General features: G+C 35.5%; 18 protein-coding genes. 3 read left to right on the top strand and 15 right to left on the bottom strand.

Annotated elements, in window-relative coordinates; translation table 11 throughout:
* Positions 1–169 precede the first annotated feature (169 nt).
* Positions 170–1159, top strand: a complete 990-nt coding sequence (gene trpS / locus ACTYBU_RS01490; RefSeq protein WP_445486686.1) for a tryptophan--tRNA ligase — start codon at positions 170–172, stop codon at positions 1157–1159.
* Between the two features lie 121 nt (positions 1160–1280).
* On the opposite strand, the gene ACTYBU_RS01485 is transcribed toward trpS, so the two are convergent.
* From ACTYBU_RS01485 to ACTYBU_RS01440, 10 genes are all read right to left on the bottom strand, one after another.
* Positions 1281–2027: a YjbA family protein gene (locus tag ACTYBU_RS01485; protein ID WP_445486685.1), complete on the bottom strand. Its 747-nt coding sequence runs from the start codon at positions 2025–2027 to the stop codon at positions 1281–1283.
* A gap of 265 nt (positions 2028–2292) precedes the next feature.
* Positions 2293–3210 (bottom strand): oligopeptide ABC transporter permease, encoded by a 918-nt coding sequence (gene opp4C, locus ACTYBU_RS01480; protein ID WP_445486684.1) that lies wholly within the window; start codon positions 3208–3210, stop codon positions 2293–2295.
* A 12-nt stretch (positions 3211–3222) separates the two neighbouring features.
* Positions 3223–4188 carry an oligopeptide ABC transporter permease gene (gene opp4B, locus ACTYBU_RS01475; RefSeq protein ID WP_445486683.1) on the bottom strand — a complete coding sequence of 322 codons (966 nt, stop codon included), beginning with the start codon at positions 4186–4188 and terminating at the stop codon, positions 3223–3225.
* 30 nt (positions 4189–4218) lie between these two features.
* A complete protein-coding gene (gene opp4A / locus ACTYBU_RS01470; protein WP_445486682.1) occupies positions 4219–5931 on the bottom strand; it encodes an oligopeptide ABC transporter substrate-binding protein in 1713 nt (570 codons plus the stop codon).
* A gap of 26 nt (positions 5932–5957) precedes the next feature.
* Positions 5958–6971, bottom strand: coding sequence for an ABC transporter ATP-binding protein (locus ACTYBU_RS01465; protein WP_445486681.1), 1014 nt, complete (start codon positions 6969–6971; stop codon positions 5958–5960).
* Positions 6971–7999 carry an ABC transporter ATP-binding protein gene (locus ACTYBU_RS01460; RefSeq protein WP_445486680.1) on the bottom strand — a complete coding sequence of 343 codons (1029 nt, stop codon included), beginning with the start codon at positions 7997–7999 and terminating at the stop codon, positions 6971–6973. Before ACTYBU_RS01460 ends, ACTYBU_RS01465 begins: the two co-directional genes overlap by 1 nt.
* Before the next feature lie 158 nt (positions 8000–8157).
* Positions 8158–8901, bottom strand: a complete 744-nt coding sequence (locus ACTYBU_RS01455) for a DUF2268 domain-containing protein (protein ID WP_445486679.1) — start codon at positions 8899–8901, stop codon at positions 8158–8160.
* A 685-nt stretch (positions 8902–9586) separates the two neighbouring features.
* Entirely contained in the window at positions 9587–10009 is a 423-nt protein-coding gene (locus ACTYBU_RS01450) for a Fur family transcriptional regulator (RefSeq protein ID WP_445486678.1), read from the bottom strand.
* 242 nt (positions 10010–10251) lie between these two features.
* A complete protein-coding gene (fabF, locus tag ACTYBU_RS01445) occupies positions 10252–11490 on the bottom strand; it encodes a beta-ketoacyl-ACP synthase II (RefSeq protein WP_445486677.1) in 1239 nt (412 codons plus the stop codon).
* Between the two features lie 235 nt (positions 11491–11725).
* Positions 11726–12658 carry a beta-ketoacyl-ACP synthase III gene (locus tag ACTYBU_RS01440; RefSeq protein WP_445486676.1) on the bottom strand — a complete coding sequence of 311 codons (933 nt, stop codon included), beginning with the start codon at positions 12656–12658 and terminating at the stop codon, positions 11726–11728.
* Positions 12659–13181: 523 nt separating this feature from the next.
* Between ACTYBU_RS01440 and ACTYBU_RS01435 the strand changes: the two genes are divergently transcribed.
* The gene (locus ACTYBU_RS01435) at positions 13182–13547 is read left to right on the top strand and encodes a hypothetical protein (protein WP_445486675.1); all 366 of its coding nucleotides are present in this window, start codon (positions 13182–13184) and stop codon (positions 13545–13547) included.
* Between the two features lie 80 nt (positions 13548–13627).
* Here the strand turns inward: ACTYBU_RS01435 and ACTYBU_RS01430 are convergent, their stop codons facing one another.
* The 4 genes from ACTYBU_RS01430 to ACTYBU_RS01415 form a co-directional block, all read right to left on the bottom strand.
* A complete protein-coding gene (locus ACTYBU_RS01430; protein WP_445486674.1) occupies positions 13628–13822 on the bottom strand; it encodes a ComZ family protein in 195 nt (64 codons plus the stop codon).
* Between the two features lie 15 nt (positions 13823–13837).
* Positions 13838–14809 (bottom strand): BMP family ABC transporter substrate-binding protein, encoded by a 972-nt coding sequence (locus ACTYBU_RS01425; protein ID WP_445486673.1) that lies wholly within the window; start codon positions 14807–14809, stop codon positions 13838–13840.
* Between the two features lie 23 nt (positions 14810–14832).
* Positions 14833–15642, bottom strand: coding sequence for a hypothetical protein (locus tag ACTYBU_RS01420; protein ID WP_445486672.1), 810 nt, complete (start codon positions 15640–15642; stop codon positions 14833–14835).
* Between the two features lie 537 nt (positions 15643–16179).
* Positions 16180–16917, bottom strand: a complete 738-nt coding sequence (locus ACTYBU_RS01415; protein WP_445486671.1) for a hydrolase — start codon at positions 16915–16917, stop codon at positions 16180–16182.
* Positions 16918–17748: 831 nt separating this feature from the next.
* On the opposite strand from ACTYBU_RS01415, the gene ACTYBU_RS01410 reads away from it, so the two are divergent.
* Positions 17749–17946 (top strand): YjzD family protein, encoded by a 198-nt coding sequence (locus ACTYBU_RS01410; protein ID WP_445486670.1) that lies wholly within the window; start codon positions 17749–17751, stop codon positions 17944–17946.
* Positions 17947–18389: 443 nt separating this feature from the next.
* Here ACTYBU_RS01410 and clpB read toward each other — a convergent pair whose 3' ends face one another.
* Entirely contained in the window at positions 18390–20987 is a 2598-nt protein-coding gene (clpB, locus tag ACTYBU_RS01405; protein WP_445486669.1) for an ATP-dependent chaperone ClpB, read from the bottom strand.
* Between the last annotated feature and the right edge of the window lie 88 nt (positions 20988–21075).

Genomic DNA, 21075 nt, shown 5'->3' with positions numbered 1-21075 from the left:
GTAATGACATAAGGCTCAGAGCATGCGAATCAATCGACGCTGTGTCGTTAGGCGATTTTCCTTTTTACATTCACATTAACAGCCAAAACTTACGCTAATGACGAAAACTCCTGCTCATTTCTTTTTAATTACCACCATTCTACTATTTTAAAACTGGAGGACACACAAAATGAAAACAATATTTTCCGGCATTCAGCCAAGCGGTACAATAACTTTAGGAAATTATATAGGTGCATTAAGTCAATTTGTCGAATTGCAAAATGAATATAACTGCTATTTTTGCATTGTGGATCAGCATGCTATTACCGTTCCTCAAGACCGCCTTGTTCTACGAAATAATATCCGCAGCTTAGCTGCACTCTACATAGCAGTCGGCATTGATCCAGCTAAAGCAACGCTATTTATTCAATCAGAAGTGCCGGCACATGCTCAAGGAGCTTGGATTATGCAATGCGTCTCTTATATTGGAGAATTAGAAAGAATGACACAGTTTAAAGATAAATCTGCTGGCAAAGATGCTGTTTCTTCTGCCTTGCTGACTTATCCCCCATTAATGGCTGCCGATATTCTTTTATACAGTACAGATATTGTTCCTGTTGGAGAAGACCAGAAACAGCATTTAGAATTAACACGTGACTTAGCGCAAAGATTTAATAATAAATATAATGATATTTTGACTATCCCAGAAGTTCGAATTCCAAAAGTCGGAGCACGCATTATGTCCTTGCAAGAGCCGACAAAAAAGATGAGCAAATCAGATTCTAATAAAAAAGCAACTATTACATTGCTGGATGAACCTTCTGTAATAGTGAAAAAAATCAAAAGTGCTGTTACTGATTCAGAGGGCATCGTAAAATATGATAAAGAAAATAAACCAGGGGTATCCAACTTGCTCTCTATTTACTCCATTCTCTCTGGAGAAAGCATCGAAAATCTAGAGGCAAAATATGAAGGAAAGGGATATGGTGATTTCAAAGCAGATCTTGCAGATGTAGTGGTTGAAAAGCTGAAGCCTATTCAGGAAAAATACAAAGAATTAATGATTTCTTCTGAGCTTGATGACATCTTGGATATGGGTGCGGAAAAAGCAAATAAAGTCGCAGGCAAAATGGTTAAAAAAATGGAAAATGCAATGGGGCTTGGCCGCAAACGCCGTTAATATAGTTTTCCATCATACAAAATACGAAAAAAAGAGCTGAAAAAAATCAGCTCTTTTTTATGTAAACAGAAAATATAATTTCGAACTTGGAAAAATGTTCAGCTCAGCGGCTGCACTTTTCTTAATTTACCTTTGGACCATGCTCCATCTCCCACAACTTCTCAAAAAAGGGCTGTCCTTTTATGATATTTTCGCAAAATTGTTCATGCTTTTGCGTCCATCCATGTTTGGTTGCTTCATATAGTTCCATCCATGCATGTTCAAAAGTTAGATGCTGAATGTCAAAATAACGTTCTGGGCTCCATTCGGTATACCAGTACCTTACTTCTGCAACATTCTCTGAAGAGTGCAGCTGATCCAAAGCCATAAAGAGCAATTGCTTGAGCTGCCTTTCTTTTCTTGTAAGTCCATTCATAACCAGAGGTTCTGGAGACAAAATATGAAATTCCTTTTTTTCTTCATTTACATGATATTCATATTGAATTGTTTCTTGGTTTTCCAATAACTCATACGCTAATTGTTCTTGTCTAGGAATCATACGGCTTTTTCTAATAGGAATGGAATACCCAATAGTATCTACCACCAGAATATCGACACCATCGGAAATTACAAAACAATAATCAAGCTGGATTCTTTCATGGTTTTTTCGCAAATATGCTTTTTGATAAATTTCATCAAGCAATGGTCGTGGCAATTCCGCTAAGTCGTTTTCTATGTAGTCAAATAGAACAGAATCTATTTTCAAAAGCGGAACTTGATCTAATAACTCTACACTATCATCTTTCCGCCACTCATGAAAATGGCAGACATTGTAGCCATTTTCTTCCCCTTCAAACCAATTTACCCAAACATCATGAAGATATTGCATATTTTTACCCCTCACTTCATCAGCTGTTTGTCAATCAGTATGGGCAGACAGAAGTAAAATTATTCCTATTTTTTGTTTATTCTATTAAAAGTTTCTTTATGAGCCAGGATCAGAATTTATTACATTCACTAGCTGCTATTTGTATTTTTCTTTCTATATATATAAATATGAATTTTTTTTTCATTTTATGTACGGGCATTTTTTTATATAATACAAGGGTATTCTTTCAAAAAAAAAATTTGCCAATAAAGAATGGCAAATTTTTTCATCGTTTTGATTTCGGATTAAATGCGTCTTTTAATCCTTCACCTATAAAATTAATAGATAAAATGGTTAAAGTTAATACTGCTGCTGGCGGTACCCAAATCCACCACTTATTTGTCAACACGTCTGGACTTCTTGCTTCCTGCATCATATTGCCCCATGTAGGCGTTGTTAGAGGAACACCAAATCCTAAAAAACTTAAGCTTGTTTCGACTACTATCATGGTCGCTAATGTTATGGTAGCCTGTACTATAATTGTTGACATTACATTGGGCAGTAAATGTTTTATAATAACTTTTAGTGAAGAACAACCAATAGATATAGAACTTAGTATATACTCGTTTTCTTTTTCAGCCATGATTTTACTTCGTACTAAACGTGCTATCCCCGTCCAACTGAGTACACTAATAACACAAATTAGGGTAAATAAGCTTGAACCTGGAAAAATTGCAGCTAATACAATGATAAAAATTAATAATGGAAAATTCATAACAAAGTCCGTAAATCTCATTAAGATATTATCTATCCAACCGCCAAAATACCCTGCTGTTGCACCTATTATAGTTCCAACAAGGACAGCCAAACCTGTAATAGAAAACGCAAGCGTTAAAGATGTTCTTCCCCCTAATAATGTCCGAGCAAAGATATCTCTTCCCGATTTATCTGTTCCAAAAAAATGCTCTGCTGATGGCATTTTACTGATTTGAGTAAAGTTTATGCGGTTTGCCTCTTTAACAGACATCGTTAATGACTCAGCAAAAACAGATAAGATTATAATGATTAGAAGATAAATAACACTAATAACAGCCAATTTATTTTTAAAGAATTTTTCACGTGCAAGCACCCATGGTGATTTGCCTTTATTGGGCTTAACTGTATTGGACATAACTGTGGTTTCTTGAGAAAATGATGGTTCCAATCTGTTCACACCCTAACTTAAACGAATTCGCGGATCTACTATTCCATAGAGTAAATCAGCAATTAAATTTCCTAGAAGAGAGACAACCGTCAATAATAATGAAATAGCCATCATAACGGAATAATCGCGCGAACCCACGGATTCATAAAACAAATTCCCAATCCCTGGATACGTAAAAATGGATTCAGTAATAACGGCACCGCCAATAATATTCGCTATATCAATCCCCAGTAATGTAATAATCGGTATTACCGAATTTCTTAATATATGCTTATTATAAATCGTGGATTCTTTCGTCCCCTTCGCTCGAGCGGTACGAACATAATCTTTACGAGAACTTTCAATCATATCATTTCTTAAAAATTGTGTATAGGATGCCGTAGACATTGCCCCTAACACAAGAGCAGGTAAAATAGTATGTTTTGCTTTACTTACAATATACTCCCAAGTTCCTGGTTCAACGCCTGAACCGATACTTCCACTTGCCGGAACCCACCCGAGATGTATCGCAAAGATATAAATAGCCACCAACGCTGCTACAAAGCTTGGAATAGCTAACATTAGATAGTTTAACCCTGATATAAAATAATCCCCGATCGTGTATGGCTTTCGACCTGAATATCTTCCCATAAAGAAAGCTAGAATATAAGTAATTATCAAAGCAGAAACACCTAAAATAATTGTATTTCCCAATCTTTCGCCAATAAGCTCCATAACGGGCTGTTTATGCTGAAATGAATCTCCAAAGTCTCCTTGCAATACCCCGCCGATCCATCTGAAATACTGGATATGTATTGGATCATCTAATCCCATTTTATCCCGCATCTCTGCAATATAAGCCGGATCAGAATTTAACGGATCTATTTTTCCAGATAGGGCATCCCCTGGCATCAATTTCGCCAGGGAAAAAACCACTACTGAGATAAGAAAGAGTATTGGAATCATACCAATTATTCTTCTAATTGCATATTGCAACATATTCCATTCCCCTTATCCTTATACTTTTAATTATTTAACAAGATGCCATTTATAGATCTCAGAAGGAGTTACACCAAATGGATCAATTTTTACACCTTCCACACGTTTGTTGATAGCCCATGCATCTTCCCGTTGTTCAAAGAAAATAGTTGGCAGCTCATCATTAACAATTTTTTGCCACTCATAGTATATTTCTTTACGGTAATCTTGAATATCCTGACTAGAATCTTTTGGATACTGAACGCCTTTTTTAATTAATTCATCCGATTTTTCGGAGAACCAGCGTTGATAGTTCCAAACATCTGTTGATAACCATAGACCTGAAGGATCTGGATCGTTCGCCAAGCCCCATGCTCCCATAAATACCTCTGTTTTATCTGCCTCTACTGTATCGTAGAATAAGTTGAACTCTTTTAAAGAACCACCATTAAGCTCTGCTTTTAGTCCAACATCTTCCCATGATTGAAGAATAAATTGTGCGCGTGCTTCAGATGTTTCTACACCACTCATCGCATCGAATTTAATAGTAAATGGTTTTCCATCTGGATCTTCACGGAAACCATCGCCATCAACATCTTTATAACCAGCTTCATCTAATAGAGATTTTGCTTTCGCTTGGTCAAATTTATAGTCGTTAATTTGATCATCAGGAATTTTAGCCCATGAAACGGTTGGAAAAGGAGTATTTAATGGTTTCCCAAGTCCATTCGCAAAATTATCAATAAATGCTTGACGATCAATTGCATACACCATTGCCTGACGCAAGTTTTTATTTTGATATTTCGGATTATCCATTACTACTTTTCCAGCTTTTTTATCATAATGGCCAAATTTGAAGCCAATGTAAGAATAAGACATTGCATCTACCGTTTTGGGATTAATATTATCTAATTCTTTAATTGTACCCCATTGATCTTTCGGTGCTTCAATTACATCTACTTCACCATTTTGAATTAAGCCAGAAGCTAAAGATCCATCAATAACTTTATAAATGACTCCGTCTAATGCTGGCTTGCCTTGCCAATAATCATCAAAGCGTTCAAATTCAATACTTTCTCCAGGAACAATTTTTTTCACTTTAAACGGCCCTACCCCAATCGGTGTTTTACGAACTTGATCCGCTTCTGACACTTTATCTGCTTTTAAATCTCCATAATAATGTTTTGGTTCTGGATATGTCCAAATATTTTCTAAAACATTTACTTGTGGCTCTGTTAAAGTAACTTCAATTGTGTAGTCATCGACTACTTTAATCCCTTCAATTTTATCTGCTTTTTTATCGTGGTATTCTTGTGCACCTTTAATCATTGCAACATTTGAAAAACGAGCACCATTATAGGCTGGATCTGCAATCAGGTACCAAGCATATTCCATATCTTCGGCTTTTAATTCCACTCCATCATGCCATTTAACACCTTTTTTGATTTTAAATGTTAATTTCTTATTATCATCGGAAAATTCGTATGTAGCTAAATTGGGTTCGGATACTAATTGATCATTTGTTTTTAATAAACCTTCATGCATAAATTGAAGAGCATTTGCATCATCTTCCCCTTCATAATATGCATAGGATAATACCCCTTTAAATGGTTGAGTAAAACCAAAAGTTACGGTACCGCCTTCAACAGTTTTCTTTTCTCCATTATCTTTTCCATCTGAACTTGTCTTATCAGAACATGCTGCAAGGAATGCAGATAGAACAAGGATGATCGACAGCAATAATAATCCTGACTTCTTTTTCATTGTTTTCCCCCCAAGAATATACTATTTTATTTATATAAGTGGCATGCAACTCTATGTCCAGACTTCACCTCCTTTAATTCAGGTTTTACCTTGGAACACTCTTCCATTGCGAATGGACAGCGTGGATGAAAAGAGCACCCTTTTGGCGGGTTAATCGGACTCGGTACATCCCCTTTTAAGATGATGCGCTGTTTTTTCTTTCTTGGATCTGGTTCTGGGATGGCAGATATCAATGCTTTTGTATATGGATGCAAAGGTTCTGTATACGTGCTGCTTTTGTCTGCTATCTCCACTAATCCACCTAAATACATAACTCCTATACGGTCACTCATATGTTTCACAACACTTAAGTCATGTGCAATAAATAAAAAAGTTAAATTAAAATCTGCTTGTAATTCCTTTAGTAAATTTAATACCTGTGATTGAACAGATACATCTAATGCTGAAACAGGTTCATCTGCTATTATCAGCTTTGGTCTTAACGCTAGCGCTCTAGCAATGCCTACCCTTTGTCTTTGACCACCTGAAAATTCATGAGGATATTTATAATATGCATCTTCAGGCAACCCTACTTTTTTCAATAATTCTAAAACTTCAGATTCTAGCTCCTTTTCCGACTTTTTAAAATAATTTTTTATAGGTTCTGATACTAAATGCCCAACCATCATTGTTGGATTAAGAGATGCAAAAGGATCTTGAAATACCATTTGAAAGTCTTTTCTTAATTTCCGAAGGGAAACTCCTGTCACATTTGTTATATCTTTCCCATCAAATATGATTTTTCCGTTTGTTGGCTCTAGTAATCTAAGTATTGTTCGGCCAGCAGTGGATTTTCCACATCCGGATTCCCCTACTAAACCTAATGTTTCCCCTTTTTTTATTTCAAATGATATATTATCTACTGCCTTAACTTCCGCTATTGTTCTCCTAAGTAATCCAGCTTTCACAGGATAATATGTTTTTAAATTTTTCACTTCCAGCAATGTTTCATTTTGGCTTTTATCTCTATTAAGGATGATGTCCTTCACATCTGTTGCCATTATGCATTCACTCCTTCTTTTGGCTTGCTTGTTTCATAAAGAAGGCAGGATACTTCATGTCCATCTTCTACATTTGCAAGAATTGGTGTAATTGTTTTGCATTTTGCCATGGCCATTGGACAGCGTTCTGCAAAACGGCATCCTTGTTTTGGCATATTTTTTAATGAAGGAACGATTCCTTTAATGGAGCTTAGCACTTCCACATCTTGATCCATTTTTGGAATTGCTTCCATCAACAGCTTGGTATAAGGATGTTTTGGATGATAAAACAATGTATCTACATCTGTTTTTTCTACTATTTTTCCTGCATACATTACGATTACCTCATCACACATTTCTGCCACTACACCAAGATCATGTGTAATAAGAATCACTGCCATATTACTTTCTTCTTGAATACCTTTTATGAGATCCAAAATTTGAGCTTGTACCGTTACATCAAGAGCAGTTGTAGGTTCATCTGCAATCAACAGCTTTGGCTGACAGGCGATAGCAATGGCAATCATTACTCTCTGCCTCATCCCTCCTGACAATTGATGCGGGTATTCGTCCACAATTTTTTCTGGTCTTGAAATGCCGACACTTTTTAATAAATCAATGCTTTTACTTCTTGCTTCTTTTTTGGAGATTTTCATATGATTTAGAAGTACTTCCATTAGTTGAAAACCAATGGTAAAAACGGGGTTTAAGGAAGTCATGGGTTCTTGGAAAATCATCGCAGCTTCATTTCCTCTAATTCTATTAATCTCTGCATCTTCCATTTGTTCCAAGTGCTTTCCATCAAATACAATTTCACCTGAACGGATCATGCCAGTATCTTTTGGCAGGAGCTTCATAATAGACAAACTTAAAACAGATTTTCCGCAGCCTGATTCTCCGACTATTCCGACAATTTGGCGTGGTTTCACAGTAAACGAAACATTATCTACAGCATTATATAGTTGTCCATCGATTAAAAAGGAGGTTTCTAAATTTTTCACTTCCAATAATGAACGGTCTTTATTATGTAAAGAAGCATTCCCTTTCATTTCGCACCTCTAACAGTTTATTGGGATAATTCTGTCAATTCCTTCTATTTGTTTAAAATACTATTACATCTTAATTACAATTGCAAGATTTTTTTCAAAATTTATACAAATACAAAAAAATAAAGTAGAAACCCTATTAAATTAGGGTTCTACTCCTTTTATACAATGATTTCATTCGCGAATATTTCGCTTTTCAAAAGAAAATATGTTTTTTCAGGAAAGTTTTTTTGTTTTAAAAATCTATTAACCAAATAATATCCACTGCAATATCCCATCATATGGGGATATTTTCCTAAACCGAATAATAAAACATCATGCAAATGTTCGTTTTTTTTCACGTCGAGGTTTTCATATAAATCTTCTTTCCAAAATTCTTTTATTTTCTCTTCTTGATACAAGGAACACCAGCTTGCATTGTATCTTTTTCCGCAATATTTTTTGACAGCGTGCTCGGCTAATCCTTCCATGACGATGGAATCAAGGAGGGTATATTCCTCTATTTTTTTCTTTTGATAATGCATGCGGCAAACATGATGATATTCATGGATAAACAATGCCTCTATTTCTTTATCCTCTTCTATTTCCCCAACAAAAAGAAATAATTTGTCTTTGAAAGAGACACCTGATTTATTCTCCTTTCCCTTTCTATCTGGTTGAAAAGGAAAAATATAAATATTAATTTCAGGACCATGCCATTTATTTTTGTATTTTTCATAGAGTTTTTGAACAATCTTCCAGACATCCTTTTCTACTAAAAAATGAAAGGTTTCTTTTGTTTGGCGAGATGGCCGGTACATGCCGTAGCTAGCTAAATAGCGAAAAATTGCTCTTGGATGATCGTCTTCAAATAAGGATTGAAAATTTTTGCAAATTTTTATAGGCTCTGAGAAATCTTCTTCCAACCATTTTTTTGTTTCTATTACCCCATGCTATTTCACCCTTTTCATGTTTATTCATTTAGATAAAAGGCTTCTATGAAAGAACGGCAATTAGCCATGATAATTTCGGATTTTAATACTTTATGCATCTCTTCATAAAAGGTGAAGTAAAAATAAGAAAAGCGCAAGCGTCTTGCTCATTGCCGTACGAACTGGCCGATTAAGTTCGCCACGGCCTTATGTCTTCATCGGCACTTAAACATCCTGTCCTTCGGAAGGGCTTCGACTGAGATAAGACGAACCTTCCGTCAGGGGATGATCTTTCCCCTGATGGTTAGTTGAGTCGATCAGGTTTTTACGGGTAGTTTTTCATTCACTATCCGTATTTTAGCCGATATCTTACTGCCCGTTAAACGTGATAAAGGAAACACGATGAGCGCAAGCGTAGATGTTGACTTATCGTAGGGAGATGACCTGAAGTTCGATAGGCAATAGGCGCTGGAGCTAGACACCAGTCAGACTTCAGAAAATTTATACTTTCTGATCTTAAGAAAAAATCTGAATGAATTCATTAAAAATGATTCATTCAGACTTTTTCTATCTCTTTTTTGCTTCTTTTAGAATTTTCGATCCACATCCGCAAGTAACAGAATGTTTTAATCGTTTTATCGGCTGGTTGCATTGTAAACAAAGTTCATGACGCTTCGTTTTATTCTTCTGCACATTCTTTGCATATTCCGTAAAATTGAAGGTTGTGGGAACTGATATGGAACTTGGATATTGATTCTGCAAAGACTTCAACCTCCTTTAACTCAGGATACCAAACATCTTTCATTTCGCCGCATGAATTGCATACGATATGATAATGATCTTCCTTTTTCCATTCATATTTGCTTAAGCCTTCGCCAAACTGAATTTCTTTCACTAAATCTAGTTCGCAAAATAATTTAATATTATTATAAACCGTTGTGATGCTGACTGATGGCATGCTTTCATTCAAAATTTGATATATTTCATCGACGGTCCAATGTTTGTTTCCAGTTGAAAGAATATGAATAAGCTCGATTCGCTGAGGTGTAAGGCGGATATTATTTTCCTTTAATATTTTTATTGCTTTATCAACACTTAACATAGGAACCTCCTTATTAAGAAAATAAATCCTTGATCGATCTTTTGTTTCTTCTTAGTTTCATTCCATTGGCTATTATAAATTTCCTTATATACTTAATTATATATATTTTCTTTTTATAGTCAATTTTATTTTATAATTATTATCAATTATATTTTTTATTAGAAAATTATTTTTAACCATATAAAAAAGGGCAGTTCCACTAAAGAACTGCCCTCTATCTAACTATATATGGTATGCGTTTATTATTGATACTTTTTAAAGATAATCGTCGCGTTATGTCCGCCAAATCCTAAAGAGTTGCTCATTGCAACATCCACATTTTGTTTTCTGTGTGTATTCACGACATAATCTAGGTCACAATCTGGATCAGCTGTTTCAAAATTAATGGTTGGCGGAAGGACGCTATCTTTAATCGCTAAAATACTAAAGATCGCTTCAACTCCTCCTGCAGCTCCTAATAAATGACCTGTCATCGATTTTGTACTGCTCATTGGCACTTTATAAGCATAGTCGCCAAATACTTCCTTCACTGCCATTGTTTCAAATTTATCATTATACGCTGTACTTGTACCATGTGCATTAATATAAGAAACATCTTCTGGCTGAAGACCAGCATCGTTAATTGCCATTTTCATTGCTCTTGCTCCACCTTCACCGCCAGGGGCCGGTGAAGTAATATGATAAGCATCCCCTGTTGATCCATAGCCTACGATTTCTGCATAAATAGTTGCTCCTCTTTTTAGAGCATGTTCTAATTCTTCTAAAACAAGGATGCCTGCTCCTTCCCCCATTACAAAGCCGTCCCGGTTTGCATCAAACGGTCTGCTAGCTGTTTTTGGATCAGGATTTGTAGATAACGCCGTATTTGCACAAAATCCAGCAACAGACATTTTTGTAATAGGCGCCTCTGCTCCACCTGTTACCATAGCATCTGCATCGCCCCGTTGAATTACTTTAAAGGCATCTCCTATAGAGTTTGTACCTGTTGCACATGCCGTTACTGTACAAGAGTTTACTCCCCTTGCTCCAAGCGTGATAGACACTTGTCCTGCCGCCATATCAGGAATTAACATTGGTACAAAGAATGGGCTTACACGTTTATAGCCTCTTTTTTGAAAAATTTCATATTGATTTTCAAATGTTTCCATTCCGCCAATACCGGAACCAATCCACACACCAATACGCGCAGAATTCTCTTCCGTAATTTCTAAATTAGCATCTTTTACAGCCATTAGTGATGCTGCAAGTGCATATTGTGTAAAACGATCCATTTTTCTTGCATCTTTTTTATCCATATAGTCTTCTACATTAAAGTCTTTTAATTCTGCTGCTACTTTTGCTGGATATTCATCTGCATTCACTCTTGTTAAAGGCCCTATGCCAGAAACGCCATTTACGATATTTTCCCATGTTGTTGCTGCATCATTTCCTAGGGGCGTTACTGCTCCCATTCCTGTAACGACAACTCTTCTTTTACTCATTATCACAATTCTCCTTTTCTTTCATTTGTATTTATAATGGTCGTTCAAAAAGTTCGAAAACCATCGCTGTCGAATCTCTTCACTCCGCTTATTCTATTGCGCACTTCTGCTCTGAGCTCATGACTATGCTCCAACTTTCTACGCTTTGATTGTTCTTCTTTTTAAACACGTATTTTTATGAAAAATTAGGTTTCCCGATTCATTTTTTGCCTTCTTTGCAGCAACTAATAATCATTTATTTCCCCCAGCGAATAGCTAAAGCTCCCCATGTTAAACCGCCGCCAAATCCTACCATAACAATAACATCATCATCTTTAATTTTTCCAGCTTCCAGCTCCTCTACAAGAGAAATTGGAATAGATGCAGCACTTGTATTTCCATATTTATGAACAGTTTTTGAAAGTTTTTCTTCTGGCAGATTTAAACGTTGTCTAGAAGCTTCCATTATACGAATATTCGCTTGATGAGGAATAAGAAAATCAACATCTTCTTTTGATAATCCTGCTTTAACCAGTACATTTTCACTGCTCTCTCCCATTTGGCGAACAGCAAATTTAAACACTTCTCTTCCATTCATTTGAATAAATTCATCTTGATATAGATGTTTGCCGCCTGAACCATCAGCGCCTAATTCAAATGAAAGAATTCCTCTTCCCTCTGTTACTTTCCCCAATACAACTGCACCTGCTCCATCACCGAATAGTACGGCTGTATTTCGATCTTCCCAATTCGTAATTTTAGAGAGTTTTTCTACACCAACTACTAAAACATACTTATATACATCATTATCGATAAATTGTTTAGCAGTTACCATGCCATACATAAAACCTGCACAAGCAGCACTAACATCTAATGCAGCGGCTTTTTTTGCCCCTAAACGTTCTTGCAGCATGCAAGCAACAGATGGAAATGGTTGATCTGGTGTTACAGTTGCAACTAAAATAAGATCAATTTCATCCGGTGAAATATTTGCATCTTCAATCGCTTTTTTAGCAGCTTCATATCCAATATCTGATGTATTCGTATTTTCATCTGCAATTCTTCTTTCTTCGATTCCAGTTCTTGTACGAATCCATTCGTCATTCGTATCTACCATTTTTTCTAAATCAAAATTCGTTAATATTTTTTCAGGCAATGCGCGTCCAATGCCAATTATTCCTGTACTCAAAGCTCTCAGCTCCTTTAATATGACCGATTATACGGTATAACTTCCCTTTTGCAAAATAAAAAGTAACATTTATATATTGTTTTATTTTTTACTACTCCTTAGCCAATCATTCCCCATTCTATTTAAGACATATAAACAAAGAGGGAACATTTATCAGCAAGAGGTCGGCTACTAAAAACCTGTACTTATATATTATTATCAATTATTATGACTTGGTACTAATTTTATCAAATTTTTATGATCTTTTGCAACATATTTTACTTTCTCTATGCCATTGTCTAATCATCCCCATTTATTCCTCATAAGATAAAGTAAACTTCCATCAGTGGGGGTTTTTCCTCATCCCCACTGATGGGTAGTTGCACTTATCGGATCTTTATGGGCAGTTATCCCCCACCTAGCTTCCTCGATTTCTCTGCATCTTGAGGTTGGGGGTCTTACTGCCCGTTAAGAGTGGGATAAATAGAAAAGCACAGAGCATTGATTAGTGCATTTATGGATTTTATAGTTAGGAGGGAACATCTTGGATGAGGATATTGAAAGAGCGGAGGAAGAACAGGAAGAAGTACTAGATCACGCAAAAAATACAGATCCTCTTAGCCATTTTATGTTTGGTACAAACTACCCTGCTCGTCGAAGAAAAGAGGAGAATCCTGATGGGTTCCAAAGAAAAAGAAATCGCGGGGATTCATGGATTTTTGGAATAAGCAGCGAAGAACAAGAGGAGAAGAAGGCAGATGAAGGAAAATTCGAAGCGATTACTGACTTTCTCGATCAAATCGATATCAATTTATTAATGAAAAACGTAGATAGTTTTATGACGTCTGCGAATGAACTAAAACCCCTTATAAAAAAAGTGACTCCCCTTATAAAAAAATGGATAAAATAAAAAAGGCTTGTCCGAACAAAATATTCTCCAACTCATCTAATTTGGAGAACATTAACGGCCAGCCTTTTCTTTTATTCAAATTAATTATCTTTCTTTTCTGCTTCTTCTTTTCCTAAATCATATGCTTCATTCATTACTTTTGTAAATAAGTTTAAAAACGGCTCCATCATTTCAAAAGACAGCTCCACACCTGCTTTTTCTAATTCCACCTTTGCTTCCGGCAAGTACTTCATCGCGATTTGCATAAACATCATTGTTTTATCTTGTGTTGTCATATAGCATTCCTCCAATTATTTATTTTTCTTTTCCGGCAGTTCTCCAGTTTTTTTATAATGATTTATTTCCTTCTTGATTCTATCCTTAAATTTTTCATCTATTTTAGGACTAAGTTCTCCCAGCGAAATAAACTCATCCTTCATGCCAACTTGCACGTTGCCTGACTGAAGTTTGCCTTCATTAAAGTCTTTTGCTATTTTAGCATATATCTCAGGTATTTGTTGAATTGTGCTTGTCAAAACAGTATACGTTCCTAAATCTGCTTGTTCGGAAGTATAACCAATTGCATATAACCCCTTTTCCTTCAACTTCTCTATTCCTGCAATATTATAGCTATTTCCAGCTGGATATACAATATCCGCTTTTTGTTTTATCTGTTTTTCCAACAATTGCAATGCCTCTTCCGAATTGTCATTATTATGTACAAATGCTGTTATTACTTTTATGTTTTCGTTCTCATATTTTACTCCATCGTGAAAGCCTTCTATTTCTGACTGTGACTTCCTTTCCCCTATACTTGCAACAGTATTGGTGTCCGTCATATGCCCTGCAACCATCCCAGCAAAAAAACCGATAGGATATCCTTCTAAAATAACACTTGTCGTATTATTATTTGTTGCATTTCCATTAAAACTAACAAAATAGATGGAAGGGTACTTATCCGCTAATTTCTTAAAGTATTCTGAATAGAGCTGTCCATTGCCAAAAATTAAATTTACTCCTTTGCTTTCAAATTCAGCTACTGCTCTTTCGGTAATCGCTTCAGAATTAATTTCTTCTTTATAATAAATATCCACATTATACTTTGACTGAATTGTAAGCAATCCTTTATAGCTATTAGTTCCCATCATCTGGTCCCTCACTGTTCCTTCAACAAGCAGCCCTACTTTTTTAATAGTTCCTGTATGTTCTGCCTGTCCACAAGAAACAAGAAGAAAAGAAAATAAAAGGAAGGAGGTTAATATCATTTTCTTTATCTTTTGCATTCTTTTCGCCTTTCCTTTTTCTCCTATTTATTCTTCCTATCATTTTTTAAATCTATATACATATTAATATGCTTTCTTTGTAATTCCAAGTTTTGTGACAAGTCATTTTTATTTTTGACCATAATAGTTGTAATAGTGTCATCTAAAAAACGAATATCATTCTTTTCACCACTGTCCCTATTCCATTGAAGATGGTCTGCGCATTTTTTCCAATGGTGTTCTACTGTACTTTTTAATAAGATTTCCTTTTCCTCTCCCTGCAAAACTTCATTTATTATTACTTCCACAGAATCTTCAATAAAAATGGCATCGTTTGTATACTCCATTTCATGCTTTCTTATTGTTTCTTCTGTATTAGATAATATTTGCCTAAATAGGAAATCCCCTGATTGCCAAGGGCCATACATGGTCGGTAAATAAATAATCTGATAGCGCAGGTTATTTGAAAGCATTGTATTTTTCCATTCATTTAATAAGTTATAATTTATCGTAATAGGAACTACTAATATTACTTTTTGGCTAATCTTCTTTTTTTCCATGATTGCAGCAGCATATTCAGATAGAAGGAAAGAACATAATTGCTCCCTTTTATCTAAAGTATATAAATCAAAGATAGTGAATATATCTTCTTCGTTCCACTCCTTTAAAAAAGCAGACCATTCGGTTTCAACAAAGTTTGCATTCCTTCCAAATACCAATTTTTTATCGTCCAGATTTTCAATTTTTATATTTGGATAGGAAATCCCAAAAATCTGGAACCCTTTCTCTAATAAAGCAGAACAAAGATGAATTCCAATAAAATGATAGGCTCCAACAATTACAGCTTTCTCCATTACGCTGCCTCCTCAAATGTTCATTATTGTATCCTATGCACAAAAAGAACAATTATTTCTTCCTGTTGAGAACTGGATCACTTTCCAAAAAGAAATGGAATAAGAAAAGCGCAAGCTCCCTCGCTCATCGACAGAAAAAGCTGAGGTCCACAGGAAGTGGATCACACAAACGAAGACATAAGGACGTGGCGTTCTTAGTTTGTGTACCTTAAACGTGATAAAGGAAACACTAAAAGTGTAGCGATTCGATATTGACTACGCAAGCGAGGTGAGGGAAGCGTTGAAGTCGATAGGGTGCTGGCTGGCTAAAGTACGCAAAAGAGGAAAATCGACTAAATACGCAACGTCCTGTTGCAACGTCGATTGACTCGCATCCTGCGAGCCTGTGGCAACGCCGGCACTAGTACATCCTGTACGTCGGAGCTAGACACTTGTCAGACTTCAGAAAACTTATAGTTTCTTATCTTATAAATGAAAAACTCTCCATGATCTTATATGGAGAGTAAGCGTTTAGTGTTATTTTGCAAGCCTTCAGGATTATAAAGCTTTTTCATACTCTTGAAAAAAAAGGATAATTTGTTTTGGAATAGCACTTCTTTTTTCTGGTAAAACGTAAGAAACAAATATTGGCAGCTTTCGTTTTTCCCAATTAGCGGAAGTTTTTTTTAATGAGTTGGATTGATAATAAGATTTTCCATCATGAAGAATATGAAAGATTTTTACTGGCAGATCTGCCTCTTCTAATTTAAAGTCTTTATTTTTTTGCAAAAAAGAAAATAATTCATCCTCGTCTAGATGAAATGCAATGGAAATTTCATTACACAGCTTTTTAAAAAAGAATTTATGCTCTTTTTCTCTTTCAAGATGCTCTATTAATGATAAAATAGGGTTAAAGAGGACAATAGATCGAATACTTCCCTTCATTTCATTCATTAATTTTATCGCAATTAATGCACCCATTCCTTCTGCAATAATATGAATTTTTTGATTCAATATTTCAGTTCGAATAATAAATTCATATAGGCGCTTTGCCAAATTACATGCTTCGCTGCTTCCCCAATTTTTCCCGTATAAATTGGAATAAAAAATCGTATAGCCTTTTTCCAAAAGAGATTGAACCAGCTGTTTTTTCCCTTCATTTTGTGTCCAAAAACTGTTTGTTTTATTAACATAATGTCTGTCATCTCCGATTATTAAGACACCGAAACCATTTGGTTGAGGAGGATAGTGTATCATATTCCATTCGGTATCTAGTTGGAAGTTCCGGTTCTCCATCACTAAAACTCCTTTTTTTACATTTTACTTTTTATAATGTATGAGTAATTTAATAAAATGTAAGGGAATCTGCCTAAATTTATCTACTTCTTTTAGGAATTATCAAAATAAAATAGTTTTATAAAGTGAACCTTCCTTCAGTTGGGGGGTTCCTCATCCTCACTGATGGTTAGTAGAACTTATCGAACCTTTACGGGTAGTTATCCCACACCTACCTTCCTCGATTTTCTCAGCATCTTGAGGTGGGGGTCTTACTGCCCGTTAAGAGTGGGATAAAAGAAAAGCGCAATTATCATTAGTTATTGACGATTAACTGCCAATAAAACAAACAGAAAAGCAAAAATCGACTAACTGCACCCTCATCATTACGGTTCTTCGAACGACTACTATCCTTTGGGTCTAACTTCATATTCACTATTCGCTGGAGAAACTTTGAATGATATTCAATATCCATCTTTGAATATCAGATCATATAACGCCATTTTCCTAAAATAACAGTATATTTTTTCGTTTTCTTGACCATTAATAAAAGAAAAGAACGTTTAAGCAAAAATATAGGGGATTCATCGTTAAAAGACATTAATGGAGAATGTTGATAAAGTAAACTTCCATCAGTGGGGATTTGCCTCATCCCCACTGATGGTTAGTTGCACTTATCGGACCTTTACGGGCAGTTATCCCACACCTAGCTTCCTCCATTTCTCGGCATATTGAGGTGGTGGGGTCTTACTGCCCGTTAAGAGTGGGATAAAAATTTATTTCTTCAATTAATAGACATTTATTATTTAGATCCATTATGATAAGATGAAAAAAGAATTGAAATAGTGTGAGGTGATTAAAGTGCGTTATTTAGTAACATTCTTTTGGGCATTCCTGCTTTCTCAAATGTTAACATACGTTATAAGCTCAATGAACGGGAATACATTTAACTTTAATACAGGCGTTATTTTAAGTATTATTTTTACCGTTTTAACTATTCTGATGTCTGCAATTATTCCAAATGATAAAAATCATGAAGGTGCCCATTAATTCATATTATAAAACGTTTAGACCTGTAAAACTAGAAAAATTTAACTTTCTATAAGAAATGCGCAAACGCCCTTGCTCATCGACAGAAAAAGCTGAGGTCCACAGGATGTGGATTACACAAACGAAGACATAAGGACGTGGCGGTTTTAGTTTGTGTTCCTTGAAGAGATAAAGGAAACACGAAGAACGTAGTGATTCGATGTTGACTACGCAAGCGAGGTGAGGGAAGCGTTGAAGTCGATAGGTGCTTGCGCTAGACACTTGTCAGACTTCAGAAAACTTATACTTTCTTATCATTTAAGAAAAGCGCAAGCGCTGCCTTGTATAGGTCTGAAGAAAAGGACAAGCAAAGAAAAAAGATGACTCCAAAAAGTTCACATAAAACGAACTTTAGAGTCATCCTTTTTTATGATTTCTACTTTATGTTTTTTCAATCAATGCTATTATTGGTGAATTAATTCTAATTGATTGTTTTTTACATCAATTAGCACACTGTCATGCTCTTTTATCTTTTCTGCAATGATTTCCCGAGCTAAAATCGTTTCCACCGATCTTTGCAAAAATCTTTTTAGTGGTCTTGCTCCAAATACGGGGTCAAATCCATTAACGGCAATATATTCTTTTGCAGCATCTGAAATCGCAATCGTAATATGCTGGTCGAAAAGCCTTGCCTGCAAATTTGCAACCAACTTAGAAACAATTTCTTTAATTTCCGATAATGTCAATGGTTTAAACAAAATAATTTCGTCAATTCTGTTTAAAAACTCTGGTCTAAAATGAGCCTTTAATTGCCCCATTACTCCTGCTCTTGTATCCTTCGCTATTTCTTCCTGATTTGATTGCTCTAATAGAAGATGGGAGCCAATATTAGACGTCATAATAATGACTGTATTTTTAAAATCAACCGTTCTCCCTTGGGAATCTGTTATTCTGCCATCATCCAGCACTTGCAATAAAATATTAAAAACTTCAGGATGTGCTTTTTCTACCTCATCGAGCAAAACGACTGAATATGGTTTTCTTCTTATCGCTTCGGTTAATTGACCGCCTTCTTCATAGCCAATATATCCTGGGGGTGCTCCAATTAAACGGGAAACGGCATGTTTTTCCATATACTCAGACATATCAATGCGAATAATTTGTTCTTCACTGTCAAATAAACTAGCAGCGAGCGCTTTTGCCAACTCTGTTTTTCCAACACCAGTTGGTCCTAAAAACAGAAAAGATCCAATTGGCCGATTTGGGTCTTTAATGCCCGCACGTGCTCTTATTACTGCATCGCTGACTAATTTGACTGCCTCTGTTTGTCCGACAACTCGTTCATGCAAAATATTTTCCAGCCGCAGAAGCTTTTCCCGTTCTTTTTCCACCAGCTTCGAAACAGGTATTCCTGTCCATCTTGCCACAATATTTGCAATCTCATCTTCTGTTACTTCTTCTCTCAATAATCGATGTTCTTTCCTTTTACTCACATTCTCTTCAAAACTTTGCAATTCTTTTTCTAATTTTGGAATTGTTCCATGTCTTAATTCTGCTGCTTTATTTAAATCATAATTGTTTTCTGCATCTTCCAGTTCTCTTTTTTTCTTTTCAATTTCTTCTTTTTTCTCTTGAATTTTCTGCAATCCTTCTTTTTCCAGCTGCCATTTAGCTTTAAGTGCATTCGCTTTTTCTCTAAGATCTGCCAGTTCTTTTGCAATGGCACTTAATCGTTCTTGGCTTAATGCATCATCCTCTCTTTGAAGGGCTGCTTCTTCAATTTCCAGCTGCATAATTTTTCTTGTTAACTCATCAATTTCAATTGGCATAGAATCAATTTCTGTTCGAATCATTGCACATGCTTCATCGATTAAATCAATTGCTTTATCAGGAAGAAATCGATCTGTTATATATCTGTCAGACATGGTTGCCGCTGCAATTAAAGAGCGATCCTGTATAGCGACTCCATGATGTATTTCAAACCGTTCTTTTAATCCTCTTAATATGGAAACCGTATCTTCAACCGTCGGCTCTGAAACAAGGACTTGTTGAAAACGTCGTTCTAAGGCAGGATCTTTTTCAATATACTGTCGGTGCTCATCTAAAGTTGTAGCACCAATACAGTGCAATTCTCCGCGTGCCAGCATAGGCTTTAACATATTGCCTGCATCCATTGCTCCATCTGTTTTGCCTGCACCGACGATTGTATGAAGTTCATCGATAAATAATAGAATCTGTCCATTGCTGTTTTTTACTTCTTGCAAGACTGCTTTTAACCGTTCTTCAAATTCTCCTCTAAATTTTGCTCCTGCAATCAAAGCGCCCATATCAAGGGAAAAAATCGTTTTATCTTTTAGCCCTTCTGGTACATCTTTCCGTATAATCCTCTGAGCTAATCCTTCCACTATTGCTGTTTTTCCTACTCCAGGTTCACCGATCAAAACAGGATTATTTTTTGTTTTTCTTGATAAAATTCGAATAACATGTCTGATTTCATTATCTCTTCCAATGACAGGGTCGACTTTTCCAGAACGAACCTCAGCTATAAGATCTCTTCCATACTTTTTTAATGCCTCATATGTTGCTTCAGGATTTTTGGATGTCACCTTTTGATTCCCCCTAATTTGCATGATTGTATTTAGTAAATCCTTTCGGCTTATATCCATCTCCTTCAGAATTTTCCCAACCGTGGAACTCTTTTCGGTGTATACTGCAATCATGAAATGTTCGATGGAAAGATAATCGTCATCCAGCTTTTTTCTTTCCTCGTCTGCTTGAACCATTATTTTTTGCAGTGTATTTGTAATATAAATATTTCCTTGTTGCGTACTGCTGAACGTAACTTCTGGCTTTTTTACTAATTCATTTGTTAATTTTTGTACAACTTTATCTGAATCTTTATCCAACCTATTTAAAATAGATGTTAGTATATTATCCTGCTGCTTTATTATTGCTAAAAATAAATGGATATCATCAACATCTTGATGATTTTTTTTCATCGCTATATTTTGCGCTTCACTAAAAGCTAATTGAACTTTTTCCGTCATTTTATCGAAATTCATTAATAAAAGCCTCCCTTGACCTTTATTGACCTTTAATTATATTATAGGCTTTTTTATCCATATGTAAAGCCATCCGATCTGCGTTACC

Source organism: Niallia sp. 03133 (assembly GCF_052663225.1).
The sequence above is the reverse complement of the archived record's forward strand: the minus strand, read 5'-3'. Positions and strand labels throughout refer to the sequence as shown.

Bases quoted from the DNA above. Each gene is read 5' to 3' on its own strand.
- trpS (WP_445486686.1), top strand. From the start codon at position 170: ATGAAAACAATATTTTCCGGCATTCAGCCAAGCGGTACAATAACTTTA.
- ACTYBU_RS01485 (WP_445486685.1), bottom strand. From the start codon at position 2,027: ATGCAATATCTTCATGATGTTTGGGTAAATTGGTTTGAAGGGGAAGAA.
- opp4B (WP_445486683.1), bottom strand. From the start codon at position 4,188: ATGTTGCAATATGCAATTAGAAGAATAATTGGTATGATTCCAATACTC.
- opp4A (WP_445486682.1), bottom strand. From the start codon at position 5,931: ATGAAAAAGAAGTCAGGATTATTATTGCTGTCGATCATCCTTGTTCTA.
- ACTYBU_RS01465 (WP_445486681.1), bottom strand. From the start codon at position 6,971: ATGGCAACAGATGTGAAGGACATCATCCTTAATAGAGATAAAAGCCAA.
- ACTYBU_RS01460 (WP_445486680.1), bottom strand. From the start codon at position 7,999: ATGAAAGGGAATGCTTCTTTACATAATAAAGACCGTTCATTATTGGAA.
- ACTYBU_RS01450 (WP_445486678.1), bottom strand. From the start codon at position 10,009: ATGTTAAGTGTTGATAAAGCAATAAAAATATTAAAGGAAAATAATATC.
- fabF (WP_445486677.1), bottom strand. From the start codon at position 11,490: ATGAGTAAAAGAAGAGTTGTCGTTACAGGAATGGGAGCAGTAACGCCC.
- ACTYBU_RS01430 (WP_445486674.1), bottom strand. From the start codon at position 13,822: ATGACAACACAAGATAAAACAATGATGTTTATGCAAATCGCGATGAAG.
- ACTYBU_RS01425 (WP_445486673.1), bottom strand. From the start codon at position 14,809: ATGCAAAAGATAAAGAAAATGATATTAACCTCCTTCCTTTTATTTTCT.
- ACTYBU_RS01420 (WP_445486672.1), bottom strand. From the start codon at position 15,642: ATGGAGAAAGCTGTAATTGTTGGAGCCTATCATTTTATTGGAATTCAT.
- ACTYBU_RS01415 (WP_445486671.1), bottom strand. From the start codon at position 16,917: ATGGAGAACCGGAACTTCCAACTAGATACCGAATGGAATATGATACAC.
- clpB (WP_445486669.1), bottom strand. From the start codon at position 20,987: ATGAATTTCGATAAAATGACGGAAAAAGTTCAATTAGCTTTTAGTGAA.